At 48.4% G+C, this 13,093-nt stretch carries 12 protein-coding genes; 7 read left to right on the top strand and 5 right to left on the bottom strand.

Annotation, left to right across the window (positions count from 1 at the left end; translation table 11 throughout):
- Positions 1-19: 19 nt before the first annotated feature.
- The 5 genes from HZB62_02980 to HZB62_02960 all read left to right on the top strand — a co-directional run bounded on the left by HZB62_02980 (position 20) and on the right by HZB62_02960 (position 3,506).
- Positions 20-361, top strand: a complete 342-nt coding sequence (locus tag HZB62_02980; GenBank protein MBI5074125.1) for a hypothetical protein — start codon at positions 20-22, stop codon at positions 359-361.
- Positions 362-460: 99 nt separating this feature from the next.
- Complete coding sequence (locus HZB62_02975; protein ID MBI5074124.1) at positions 461-1,027, top strand: hypothetical protein; 567 nt, start codon at positions 461-463, stop codon at positions 1,025-1,027.
- Between the two features lie 2 nt (positions 1,028-1,029).
- Positions 1,030-1,581, top strand: coding sequence for a hydrolase (locus tag HZB62_02970; protein MBI5074123.1), 552 nt, complete (start codon positions 1,030-1,032; stop codon positions 1,579-1,581).
- A gap of 69 nt (positions 1,582-1,650) precedes the next feature.
- Entirely contained in the window at positions 1,651-2,364 is a 714-nt protein-coding gene (locus HZB62_02965; protein ID MBI5074122.1) for a methyltransferase domain-containing protein, read from the top strand.
- 143 nt (positions 2,365-2,507) lie between these two features.
- The gene (locus tag HZB62_02960) at positions 2,508-3,506 is read left to right on the top strand and encodes a sodium:calcium antiporter (protein MBI5074121.1); all 999 of its coding nucleotides are present in this window, start codon (positions 2,508-2,510) and stop codon (positions 3,504-3,506) included.
- A 119-nt stretch (positions 3,507-3,625) separates the two neighbouring features.
- Here HZB62_02960 and HZB62_02955 read toward each other — a convergent pair whose 3' ends face one another.
- From HZB62_02955 to secA, 5 genes are all read right to left on the bottom strand, one after another.
- Positions 3,626-4,054: a hypothetical protein gene (locus HZB62_02955; protein MBI5074120.1), complete on the bottom strand. Its 429-nt coding sequence runs from the start codon at positions 4,052-4,054 to the stop codon at positions 3,626-3,628.
- 122 nt (positions 4,055-4,176) lie between these two features.
- Positions 4,177-4,605, bottom strand: coding sequence for a hypothetical protein (locus tag HZB62_02950; protein MBI5074119.1), 429 nt, complete (start codon positions 4,603-4,605; stop codon positions 4,177-4,179).
- Positions 4,606-4,625: 20 nt separating this feature from the next.
- A complete protein-coding gene (locus HZB62_02945) occupies positions 4,626-6,131 on the bottom strand; it encodes a hypothetical protein (GenBank protein ID MBI5074118.1) in 1,506 nt (501 codons plus the stop codon).
- A gap of 2 nt (positions 6,132-6,133) precedes the next feature.
- Positions 6,134-7,534: a sensor domain-containing diguanylate cyclase gene (locus tag HZB62_02940; protein ID MBI5074117.1), complete on the bottom strand. Its 1,401-nt coding sequence runs from the start codon at positions 7,532-7,534 to the stop codon at positions 6,134-6,136.
- The gene (gene secA / locus HZB62_02935) at positions 7,527-10,142 is read right to left on the bottom strand and encodes a preprotein translocase subunit SecA (protein ID MBI5074116.1); all 2,616 of its coding nucleotides are present in this window, start codon (positions 10,140-10,142) and stop codon (positions 7,527-7,529) included. The genes HZB62_02940 and secA overlap by 8 nt, the downstream gene beginning before the upstream one ends.
- A 107-nt stretch (positions 10,143-10,249) precedes the next feature.
- On the opposite strand from secA, the gene miaB reads away from it, so the two are divergent.
- Both miaB and mtaB read left to right on the top strand, forming a co-directional pair.
- On the top strand, positions 10,250-11,536 hold the full coding sequence (gene miaB / locus HZB62_02930) for a tRNA (N6-isopentenyl adenosine(37)-C2)-methylthiotransferase MiaB (protein ID MBI5074115.1): 1,287 nt from the start codon (positions 10,250-10,252) through the stop codon (positions 11,534-11,536).
- Positions 11,463-12,791, top strand: coding sequence for a tRNA (N(6)-L-threonylcarbamoyladenosine(37)-C(2))-methylthiotransferase MtaB (gene mtaB, locus HZB62_02925; GenBank protein ID MBI5074114.1), 1,329 nt, complete (start codon positions 11,463-11,465; stop codon positions 12,789-12,791). Before miaB ends, mtaB begins: the two co-directional genes overlap by 74 nt.
- The last annotated feature ends 302 nt before the right edge of the window (positions 12,792-13,093 follow it).

Here is a 13,093-nt window from a genome sequence, read left to right as displayed (position 1 = left end):
ATTTTAAGGAGAAGGAAGAATGAGAAGAAGTCAGGGTTTATTTTGTGTTGTTGTCATGGTATTGCTGGTTGCCTTTGGGATCTATGGGTGTGCTGCAAAACCTGCAGGGCCGAAGGATGAAGACGCGGTAAAGGTTATCCAGGCTTTCATTGAGAGCAGTCCCAATGGTCCATCTTTTAAGGCGCCGGTAGTCATATTGGAAAAGGGACAGAAGCTGCCAACTGGTGATTATCCGGTAAAGGTTGAATACACGCTTGCAAATCCGGATGGCACGACAAAGAAGGTGACTGCAAAATTTAATCTCACGCCGTCTGTTAATGACATGGGCGCAAATGTCTGGAATGCGTCAGAGGCAAAATAGTATCAGCCCTCGCAATCCGGCATTATTTTAAGAGTGTTGTACAGGAGCAGGTAAATCCTGCTCCTGTTTTTTTTGGATCATATCTCAGGGAGGACTATAGTGATTGAGCGCCTGAAAAAGTTGGTAGGAAGGGGTTCTGTCGTAAAGAAGGCAGATATCGCCCGGTTGGCCGCATTGCCATCTGATCAAAGAGAACAGGAACTCCGGTCATTGTTCTATGAGCTTGCCTTTAAGGATGCCGCTGCTTTTGTTTATGACAGCTTACGGAGATCTGAGTCGCCGTTCAGCGGGCTTGAAAGAAACGCTTTTTTTCATGAGATACTTATTATGAACTTCTGGATGATGCAGAAGGTATTTTCAAAATATATGAAGGACCTTGCTGAAAAAATGCATATGCACTACTTTGGATCTCTTTCGGATATAAGCGAGAGAAAAGCTGCCCTTACACCAAAGTTAAAGGCTTACAGCCTCTGCTGGGATGAGTTTACCGGGCACCACGACGAGTTCGGGCTGAAGGCGGGTGAGATCCTCTTTGGCAAGGGATCATCATATCCGGAAAAAAATGTTTCCTTCTGGATAATTACCTATGCTGACGACAGCATAAAAAAGTATAAGAAGGCAAGAAAACAGTGCCTTGAGGCCGGACTGCTTCATAAAGGAGATTGATCATGGACAAGTTCATGCTGAAAAAGGATGACTCGCTGCTGGTCATCGTTGACATCCAGGAGCGCCTTGCGGTTGCAATGACCGAGAAGGAGAGGGTGGTCGCCAATACGCTTCATCTGATCGAGTCTGCCAGGCTGCTTGGGGTGCCGCTTCTTATAACCGAGCAGTACCCCAGGGGGCTCGGGCCAACCGTGCCTGAGGTGAGAAATGCCGTACAGTCCTACGCGCCGATCGAAAAGATCACCTTCAGCTGCTGCGGAGAAAAGTTCTTTATGGAGGCTGTGCAGGAGACCGAAAAAAAACAGATCATCCTCGTCGGCATGGAAACTCATGTATGCGTATTACAGACCTGCATCGACCTGCTTCGGGAGGGGTATGATGTTCATGTTGTATCTGATGCCATATGCTCCCGGACAAAGCAGAATTACAAGACCGCTCTGGAGTACATGCGCGATGCCGGCGCTGTCATAACCTGCACGGAAACCGTTCTGTTCCAGCTCCTGGTAAAAGCCGGGACTGAAGAATTCAAGACACTATCAAAGAGAATAAAGTAGAACGCCGGGATTCTGCGCCATACCATAGCAGGCTTTTCCCGGAACATGTATTGATCTGTACACGATTATATGCCTGAATTGATCATCACTGTTCTCGGCGGTATTCTTGTCGTTGTTATCGGTCTTGCTGCGGAGCGCCTGTACCGTGAGGTCTTCTTCTTCGAGGGCATCAGATTAGGCGGGCGTCTGCACCGGTGGCTGTATGACCGATGGGCACTGACATACGATCGCGATAAAAAGAAGGTGCAGAACTATGATGATCGCAATCTTGCCGGACCCCTCATAGAGAGATTGACCTCGAACAGCGCAACGGGACCTGATATCCTTGTGCTTGATGTCGGAACAGGGACCGGCCGCTTCCCTGCAGTTCTTCTTGGTAATCCGCTGTTCACCGGTCGGATAATCGGCCTTGATATCTCTCCCAACATGCTGAAGCAGGCTTCTATAAAGCTCGCGAAATACGGGAGCAGGGCAGTTTCACTGAATCAGCCTGCTCTGGCGTTGCCCTTTCCGGAAGGCACCTTCGATGTGGTGAGCTGTCTCGAGACCATTGAGCTGTTGCCGGACAGGCATGCTCACTTGAGCGAGTTTTACCGGGTCATGAAGCCAGGCGGCATTTTGATGATATCGCGGAATACCGGAGAATGGGGAATTCAGGGCTCTGAATGCCGTCCTGAGATCTTTTCCGAACAGCTCTTGGCTGTTGGTTTCGAGAAGGTCGAAATAACGCCCTGGTGGAAGTGGTTTGACCTTGTCTGGGCCAGAAAGCCTGATGGGATCTAAGGCTGCAGCGCTTCGCGTTCAAAGGCCTTGCCAGGTCGTCGAGGGCACCGTGGGTCAGAATATGCGTACGATCAGCCTCATGATGTATATTATAAGAACTACTGTAAATATTTGCATTTACTCTTTTCATGGAAAGGTGAAGAATGCTTCTTTGGGTCAGCTTCCTTGTCTGCACCATCGCAATCGTCTATTCCGGCACAAGACTGTCGAAGTACGGCGATATAATAGCTGAAAAGACAGGGCTTGGCAGGGCCTGGATCGGCATTGTGCTCATGGCCTCTGTTACCTCTCTCCCGGAACTTGTTACAGGAATAGGCTCTGTGACGTATGCCGGAGTTCCTGATATTGCAGTGGGAGATGTGTTAGGCAGTTGTGTTTTTAATATGTTTATCCTTGCAATCCTGGACACCATGTATCGTCCCTCACCAATATCCACCAGGGCGCATCAGGGTCATGTGCTCTCAGCAGCTTTTGGACTTCTTCTCTTGAGCATAGTATGCGTCAGTATGTTTCTGAGAGAGCGGTTATCGCCCATCGGCTGGTTAGGCTCATACAGCTTCCTCTTTGTGATGATCTATTTTATCGCCATGAGACTGGTTTTCACTTACGAAAGACGAAAGATAGCGGAATTTTTGAAAGAAATAGCGGAGAAATTGCAGTACAAAGATATCAGTATAAAGACGGCTCTGCTGAACTACGGCATAAATGCACTCATTGTGATCATCGCAGCCATTTTTCTCCCGAAAATCGGCGAAGGTATAGCAGTGACAACCGGATTGGGCCAGACTTTTGTCGCCAATATCTTTATTGCTATTTCAACTTCTCTGCCTGAGGTCGTTGTCTCGATCGCAGCCGTCAGGATGGGGGCTATTGACCTCGCGATCGGTAATCTCTTCGGAAGCAATATGTTCAACATCTTCATTTTGGCTCTTGACGACATCTTTTTTCTCAAAGGCCCTCTGCTGACATATACAAATCCTAATCACATAATATCGGCATTGGCTGCTATTGCAATGACCACCATTGCGATTATCGGACTGACCTACCGTGCGGAAAAAAAGAGATTGTTTGTGGCATGGGATTCAATAGGAATTCTCATAGTCTACATAGTCAATTTGCTGTTGCTGTTTATGTCCAGATAAGGGAATTTATAGGTTTTTCGGAAAGAACATATTTGAACTAGTGAAGAAGCGTTGCCCGGACAGTAAACAAAAAAACATGTCCTATCCTGACAGCAGGATAGGACATGGCTATAACAAAGTCAATCAGCTACGGTGTGTACGATCTCGTCTATTTTCTTTGCCAGATCCTCGGAGGGAATGACTACCACTTTTTTCCCGGCGATGACTGTCTCAAATCGCGCAGCTGTCTCGCTCGCCGCGTAAGCCTCTCCCAGTCTTCCATAGATGCTCTGGACCTGCTTCTGCTTAAGGCCCTTGCTCGCCGTAAAGGTCTTGAAGTTGATCTCCTGGCCATTCTCGAACCAGGCGAGCCCGAACATGCCGGGCGGTTTGCCGATGTACACATAGACCGTTTTGGGTGATGGCACAAATTCCATCTTGTCATGGATCTTGCCCACAAAGGGCTCCAGAGAAGATTTGAATTCGTTCAGCCTGGCTGCCGCCTGACTCGACGGATCGAGCTGCGGAAGCTCTTCCTTTTTTCCGAAAAGATTACCGAATAAACCCATAAGCTACCCCCTTTAATATGAAAAGTTAGTAATAAGGAAGCTACTGCTGAATCTGATCCGTTTCATCCTTTCTGACAGTCTCCACCTGAGTTAATGCCGATAAAATCGGTCTGCAATAACAACTATCTCGATCTGCCTTTTTCCTGCTCCAGAAATGCAGCCAGTCTCTCAATTTCGCTCTGTTCAAGCTCTTTAAGCCAGATCGTCATGTCCTTTCGTGAACTGTCCTCACGAAGTGTCACGACGAGCCGCTTCGCATCAGGACGCGCTATGCTCACAATATTGCGGTAGCGGATAAGCTGCTTTGCACGGGACTGGTGCACCTCCAAAAAATCCTGGTGTACCGATATCTGAGGCTGCCTGCTCTTGACCAGGGTCATGATGAACATGCCTGCGCCAAAGATCACCATGAATCCGACTGAACCGGGCAGCGCCTCATTACGGGAAACCGATTGGGCGCTGAGAAGACCTCCGGCCACAGCAAGGATGGCATAGAGCACAAGGAACAGATACACGCGACTCTTTTTGGTATATAGCTTCGTTCCGACCATGGTCTCCCCGCAGCGATACGTTACAGCTTAAACCAGCTCTTTTTTTCTTTTATAGAGCCAAGTAGGTCTGAGACATCTCTGAGCAAGTCTGAGATCTCTTTCTGTTCACGCCTCAGTTCCCTGAATTCTTTTATCTGTATCAGATCAGGTTCCTGGGGCGGTTTTTCCCTGAAAAGTGCCATATCATTTTTTATCGAAGCGACCTCATCATTTAGTCCTGATACTGTCTTCTGAAGCAGGGTTACGGCATCAGAGACCCGGTTCAGTGTCCTTGAGACCCTTGCCAGTTCATCGGACAGGTCATCGATCTTTTCGATGGGGAAGGGCTGCAGTGCGGTTTCAGATCTCTCCTCCCTGCGCAGCAGCTCTTCTGTGATGGGCACCTTCCGGACAACCTCGGCTGATGGAGCGGCAGATACGGCAGGAGCAATCTCTTCTCTTGTCAGCGTCTCCGGAAGAATCTCGGTCCATGGCGCCACGGATGCGGCAGGGGCGGTCTCTTCAAATGCAGGCTGCGGAGCAGGTGCCTCAACTTCGGTTTCTTCCAGAGCAGCATGTCCGGAGCCGCTCATAAACTCAGGTTCATAGGCTGCCTCCAGAGGCTCAGCCTCTGCCAGCACTTCAATCGCATCAGCCTCGTAATCAGGAACAATTTCGAGTTCTTCTTCAGAGAACGCAGGCGCAGCGATCTCGAACACGGGCTCGATCGATGGAACAGGCGCTATCACTTCGATCTCTTCAGGTTCAGGCGCAATGTCAGGTTCACTCGGTTCAGACATGGTTTCGATCTGAGGTTTTAACGGAACAGGCGCTTTTACTTCGAACTCTTCAAGTTCAGCCACAATGGCCGGTTTACCCGGCACAGAGCCGGGTTGGAGAACAGGTTTTGATAAAACAGGCGCTTCTTTCACCTGCTCAACAGGCTTTATTTCGATTTTGTGCTTCTTTGAAATATCTTTGAGTACAAGCTTGGTGATCCTTTTAAATGTTTCTTCGACTCCCGTGCCGTCTATGGCAGCAGCTTCAAGGACTTCATGATTACTGCCCTGATTCAGGTCCTGATTGAGTTCATCAAGGGAAAGTATATTTCTGAGGTCCCTCTTATTGTATTGCAGTATGATCGGTATGGTATCAGCATTAATATTGTTCGATATGAGATTTTCCCGCATATTTTCGAAACTCTCGACATTCTGATCCCTCATGTCTTTCTGAGAATCCGCAACAAAAACGACCGCATCTGCGCCTTTCAGGACGACCTTTCGGGTCGCATTGTATCTAACCTGTCCCGGGACCGTATAGAGCTGAAAACGGATCGAGAATTCCCGAATCTTGCCGAGTTCGACCGGCAGGAAATCGAAAAAGAGGGTGCGGTCAGACTCGGTCGAAAGAGAGAGCAGCTTCCCTTTTGTCTCAGGGTTAAGGACTGCGTGAAGATGCTGAAGGTTGGTTGTTTTACCGCTTAATCCGGGGCCATAATAGACAATTTTGAGGGTAATTTCCTTGGTTGCATAATTGAACAGCGCCATTTTTATACTATAGCATAAACGCCATTTCTTGTCTGATTTTTCACCCTGTACATGGCGTCATCAGCGAGTTTCAGGAGCTCTTCTTTTGATTTTGCACTTTCAGGATAAGACGCTACGCCAAAACTTGCGGTCATCTTGAATGAATAACCGTCTCTTTTGAGAAAAACATTATGTTCGATCGTCTTTCGGATCCTCTCCGCTATCAGACTTGCATGCTTGGGTGCGGTCTGGGGAAGTACCATGACGAACTCATCTCCTCCATACCGGGCAACAATATCCACGGTCCTCAGGCATTTTAAGAGCAGTTGTCCCATCTCTACAAGGAGTTTGCTTCCGACCAGATGACCATAGCTGTCATTGATGAGTTTGAAGTGGTCAACATCCATGAATATCAGAGAAAGAGATGTATGGTGGCGTGTTGCCCTCGATATTTCAAGGTCAAGAGAGCGGTTGAGATAGCGCGTATTAAAGAGTTTCGTGAGGTCGTCAGTTATGGACATCTCTGTCATTTTCTGATAGAGCGCAGACCGTTCTATGGCAATAGCTGCATGGTCAACGATACGCAGCACAAGATCAAGGTCTTCTTTTGTGAAGGGGGCATTGGTTGTCTTGTTCACGATCTCCAGTACGCCGAGAATGACGCCCTTGTTCATGATAGGTACGCACATGATGGATTTCGTTCTATAGTCTGTTTCCTTGTCGATCCTGCCGCTGAAGCGCGGGTCCTTGGAGACATCGGGTACAACAACCGGTATCTTTTCGCGGGCGACCCAGCCGGCTATGCCTTCTCCGGGCTTAAGCCGTTCCTTCTTGATCTTCTTTCTGCTCTCTTTTTTCCCCGCTGTCTTCTCGAAGATAAGATCGCCGGTCTCTTCATCGAGAAGAAGGATGGACCAGGCCTCTGCCTTGATAAGGGTTTTGGCCTTTTTCATGATCGTGCCGAGCACTTCATTAAGCTCAACTGCTGAAGTGAGCGTCTTGCTTACCTCTTCAAAAAAATCAAGCTCTTTTTTGGTGATCGCAAGTCTCTGACTGAGCATGCGGTTTTCCGTTATCAGCTCTTTTTCATGCATTACCTTCTTAAGCGCAAATTCCAGCTGCTTTGCCGGTGGGGAGTACAAGGGGCATACAAATTCAGATTTCAGCCAGGCAGAGATGCCCGAAAAAGATGGATTGTCCGAAAGAACGATCTTAGGGGTCTCATGGAACTTCTTCAGAAACTCTTTAAATAAGGGTTCCCTGCTCTGCGCCTTCTCAATGATCAACAGGTCCGGACTGTCATCAGCACGATATCGCACTGTTCCTATCGAACGAAAACGGAACAGGACAACTCCACTGTCGAGAAGCAGTTCCTCGATCTCCCTGTTGATGCCGACTGAACCGATATAAAAGATCTTATTCATTTATGCCGCAGCATTTCTTGTACTTTTTGCCGCTGCCGCAGGGGCAGGAGTCATTGCGGCCGACCTTTCTGCCTTTTGCAACGGTCTGCGATGAGCTGCTTTCGCCGCGGTTGTAATTTAAGGCTGCTCTTTCATTGCGTGTTTTAATGCGCTCTTCCTGATTGCGCTGGACCCGAACCTTGAAAAGTCTCATGACAACGTCTGTCCCTATTCTGCCGGAAAGTTCCCCGAACATGGCAAAAGCCTCTTTTTTATATTCTACGAGAGGATCCCGCTGCGCATATCCCCTCAGTCCGATCCCTTCCTTCAGGTGGTCCATGGCCAGGAGGTGATCCTTCCACTGTGAGTCAACGACCTGAAGCAGTATCCATTTTTCCATGTACCGCATCATATCGCTGCCGATATCGGACTCTTTTCTGTCGTAGAAGTTCCTTGCCTCAGCAGACAGATCGTCCCTCAGCATATCCAGAGTGTCCGGAACATCCTGAATGGTAAAATCAAGCAGTCCGTAGATGGAGTCCTTTAATCCTTTGATGTCCCAATCTTCTTTGTGCTTGTCCTCAGGGCAGTGAATTGCGAGGATCTCGTCTATATTCTCGTCAACCATGCTGAAAACCCGTTCCTTCACATCAGGCTCCTGAAGGAGTTCACGCCTGAACGCATAGATCTCGGTTCTCTGCTTGTTCATAACATCATCGTATTCGAGCAGGTGCTTTCTGATATCAAAGTTCTGAGCCTCTACGCGCTTCTGGGCATTCTCAATTGCCTTTGATACCATCTTGTTCTCGATAGGCATGCTGTCATCCATGCCGAGCTTGCCCATAAGACCCGACACACGGTCAGAGTAGAATATCCGCATAAGATCATCTTCGAGTGAGAGATAGAAACGGGATGCACCGGGATCTCCCTGTCTGCCCGAGCGGCCTCTGAGCTGATTGTCTATTCTCCTTGCCTCATGTCTTTCCGTACCGAGGATGAAAAGGCCTCCCGCATCAAGCACCTTCTTTTTGTCCTCTTCACACCTCAGCTCAGCCTCGGCAAGGGCAGCGCTCCATTCTTCGTCCGTATGGTCAGGCTTCTCTCTGAGCATGTCCCGGGCTATTGCCACAGGGTTGCCGCCAAGGACTATGTCAGTGCCCCTGCCTGCCATATTCGTAGCAATGGTCACTGCGTGGCTCCTGCCTGCCTGGACAATGATCTCGGCTTCTTTGTCGTGATATTTGGCATTCAGGACAGAGTGCCTGATGCCGCGTTTCTTAAGAAGGGTGCCCAACAGTTCCGATCTCTCGATCGAGATCGTTCCAACCAGTACCGGCTGTCCCTTTTTATTGCATTCTTCTATCTGGTTTATCACCGCATCGAACTTGCCATTTTCCGTCTTATAGATCATGTCGGCGTGATCATTTCTGATCATGGGCCTGTTCGTAGGAATGACGGTCACATCAAGGTTATAGATCTTGGCAAACTCCTCAGCTTCGGTTAATGCCGTTCCTGTCATGCCGGAAAGTTTGGTGTACATCCTGAAATAATTCTGAAAGGTGACCGTAGCAAGGGTCTGGTTCTCGTTTTCGATCTTGACGCCTTCTTTGGCTTCAACTGCCTGATGCAGGCCGTCAGACCAGCGCCTGCCCGGCATCAGTCTCCCGGTGAACTCATCAACAATGATGACCTCTCCGTCGGTCACCACGTAATCGACATCGCGCTTAAAAAGATTGTGCCCCTTGAGGGCCTGCAGGATATGATGGACCAGATCGATGTTTGCGGGGTCATAGAGATTTCCTGCTCCGAGGAGTTTCTCTGCCTTGATATTGCCTTCCTCTGTCAGAATTACGGTTCGGGCCTTCTCATCGATCGTATAATCAATATCCTTCTGAAGCCTCGGTATTATCTTGTCTATCTTGTAATACTTGTCCGTAGACTCTTCTGAAGGTCCGGATATGATAAGCGGCGTTCTCGCCTCATCAATAAGAATGCTGTCGACTTCGTCAACGATCGCAAAGTTGAGCGGTCTCTGCACGAACTGGGCGCTGTCATATTTCATATTGTCTCTGAGATAATCAAAGCCGAACTCATTGTTCGTGCCGTACGTGATGTCTGCGCCGTATGATTCCTGGCGCTGTTCGTCAGTAAGGCCATGGACAATGATGCCGGTGCTCAGGCCCAGAAAATTATAGAGCGGGTTCATCCATTGCGCATCCCTGCGCGCCAGATAATCGTTCACCGTTACGACATGGACGCCTTTCCCTTCAAGTGCGTTGAGATATACGGGCAGGGTGGCAACCAGCGTCTTTCCCTCGCCGGTCTTCATTTCAGCGATGGCTCCTTCATGCAGAACTATTCCCCCGAGAAGCTGAACATCAAAATGGCGCATCTTGAGAACACGTCTTGAGGCTTCTCTGCAGACCGCAAAGGCTTCGGGAAGAAGGTCATCAAGGGTTTCTCCTTCGCTGATCCGCTGTCGGAACTCTACGGTCTTGGTCTGCAGTTGGGCATCGGTGAGAGGTGTTATGCTCTGTTCGATGGCATTTATCTTACCCACCCTTGCGGAAATTCTGTTGATCTCGCGATCATTTTTTGTGCCGATGATTTTTTTCAATATTCCAAACATATGACATATTAAATGAACAGGGCCAATATTTCAAGAAGAGAGTCTCACTAAGCATTTGAAAATCAAGGAAATTTGATGTGAACGACTATGCCGTGGTAAATTTTAGGATGAAGAAATTCGTTTATATCTACACCTATGGCTGTCAGATGAACCTGCATGATTCCGAGAAGATGCTCGGCACCCTTGCGCAGGACGGATACTCTGTTGCAGAAGCGCCGGAAAAAGCAGATCTGATCATTTTTAATACCTGTGCCATCCGGGAAAAAGCAGAGCATAAATTTTACAGCCAGCTCGGCAGGATAAAGCATCTCAAACAGAGCAATCCGTTATTGAAAATTGCAGTTGCAGGATGCGTTGCCCAGGATTCCCGGCAGAAGGTCATGAAAAGGGCCCCTCATGTTGACTATGTTCTTGGCCCACAGAATCTGCACCTGCTTGCCAGTCTTCAGGATTCGAAGACCAGACTTTTTACCGACGAAAATCCTGATATCGCATATCAGGATTACGAGATGAACAGAGGATCCGCAACGCGGGCATGGGTCTCCATTATGTACGGCTGTAATAATTATTGCAGCTACTGCATAGTCCCGTATACGCGGGGAAGGGAGGTGTCCCGGCCGAGCTCAGGCATTCTGACCGAGATCAGGGGGCTTAAGGAGAAGGGATACAAGGAGGTCACTCTGCTTGGCCAGAACGTAAACTCATACCGCAGTGATCTGGACTTTGTCAGACTTCTCCGCCAGATCGACACCATAGGCGTCGAACGTGTGCGTTTTGTGACATCGCATCCGAGAGACCTTTCTTCTTCCCTGATCGATGCGTTGCCTGAACTGCCGAGTCTCTGCAATAATCTTCATCTGCCGCTGCAATCAGCCTCTGATAGTGTTCTTCAGGCCATGAACAGGAGATATTCCTATGCAGAATATTGCGAAAAGATCCGGCTGATACGCAGTAAGGTGCCGTTGGTCACGGTATCTACGGATATTATCGTCGGTTTTCCCGGTGAGACTGAGCGCGACTTTGAGCAGACAGCAAGGGCCATAGAAGAAATGGAATTTGACGGCATGTTCGCATTTAAATACTCGAAGAGAAAAGGCACCAGGGCTTATGATATGCCTGATCAGGTTGCGGAGGCTGTCAAGGCAGAGAGACTTGACAGGCTGCTTCATCTGCAGGAGGACATTGCACTGAAAAAGAACAGGGCACTTGAAGGTTCTGTTCAGGAGATACTTGTTGAGGGGCCTTCGGCAACAGATCCCTTGATGCTTATGGGGCGGACCAGGTCTAACAAGATCGTTACCTTTTGCAGTAACGGAGCGCATGAAGGAACTGTCTTTAACGTTCGTATTCAGAAAGCCCGGCACCATTCCCTGCACGGGGAAATACTCTCGTAGCTCAGATATGCAGGAACTGAAGAAGAAGGTTGCTGTATTGACCCTGGGATGCAGGGTCAATCAATCCGAGAGCTCTGTTATAGAGGGAACACTAAAAAAGCATGGTGTCTCAATAGTTACCCTGGACGAGCATCCTGATATCTGCATTGTTAATACCTGCACGGTCACAGGAAAAAGCGATGCCAGCTCCAGATACCTTATTCGCAGGGCAACGAGAACAGGAGCACAGGTTGTGGTGACAGGATGCTTCTCACAGCTGGAAAAGAGCAAAGTCTGCGAACTTCAGGGTGTTTGCGCAGTGGTTCCATCCAGTGACAAGGAAAAAATCATATCACGTGTGCTGGGCTACGACGTTGATCCTGTATATTCATTGCACGATCGTGCGCGACCCTATCTCAAGGTCCAGGACGGGTGTAATTTCAGCTGTACCTACTGTGCCGTGCCCCTGGCAAGGGGGAGGTCCAGGAGCCTGGCATTAAATGATGCGGTCAGTCGAGCAGTTGATATCGAGTTGAAGGGGTATCATGAGATTGTGCTGACCGGCATCCATCTCGGCAGCTATGGGCAGGACCTGACCCCTAAAACAAGCCTTGCATGTCTCATTAGGTCAATTCTATCAGGGACATCTCGTCTCAGGATCAGGCTTAGTTCGATCGAGATCAACGAGATTGACGATGCACTTATTGAACTTTTGGGGGATGCCAGAGTCTGCAGACATCTTCATCTGCCTATTCAGAGCGGCAACGATCAGATACTCAGACTCATGAACAGAAATTATACAGTAAGTGCTTTTCAGAAGAAGCTTCTCCGCCTGTCGGACATATCTGCTGACATGGCACTTGGTACAGACGTCATTGTCGGATTTCCGGGTGAGGGGCATAGGGAATTCATGGTTACCTATGAACTTTTAAGAGAGCTCCCGTTCTCCTATATTCATGCCTTTCCCTATTCAGCAAGAAAGGGTACTTTGGCGGCAAAGTTAAAACCTCATGTAGCAGGTGATATAATTGCTGATCGGGCGAAGGCCATGAAAGAGCTTGCTGCAGCCAAGAAGACTGCATTCGCTTCTGCACAGACAGATAAAATCCTTGATGCTATTGCGGAAGAACATGATGCCAGGGGACATACGACCGCAACAACGAGTAATTACCTGAAGATCGCGATGAAAGGCAGCAGACTCCGCAGGGGGAGTGCGGTATTTGTTAGGTCTATAGCGGTTATCGATGACAGACTGATTGGAGTTATGATTAGTTAGCTGCAACTTATTGAATTTTAAGGCATAATTTGCTGCCTAATACATAGACAACATAGCCGCAGGGCGTATCATCAACGCTAAGGCATCCTTTTCCACGGTGATATTAACAACATATGAACAGAAACTGTTTATATGTAATGTCCGATAAGATATATTATGTTAAATAACATGAGCAGATTCGTAATGATAGAACGGTCTTATTGCTTTGGGTTGTTCTCAGGACAGATTGCACGTATGCCGACCCTCCCTAGTGTTGCAATGCCATGCATATAGGTCAAGTCTTAAAGTTTAATATTAAATGT

This window comes from Nitrospirota bacterium, from assembly GCA_016214855.1.
GTDB lineage: Bacteria > Nitrospirota > Thermodesulfovibrionia > Thermodesulfovibrionales > UBA6898 > UBA6898.
Note: the sequence above shows the minus strand (reverse complement) of the source record. Positions and strands in the feature narration are given on the sequence as shown.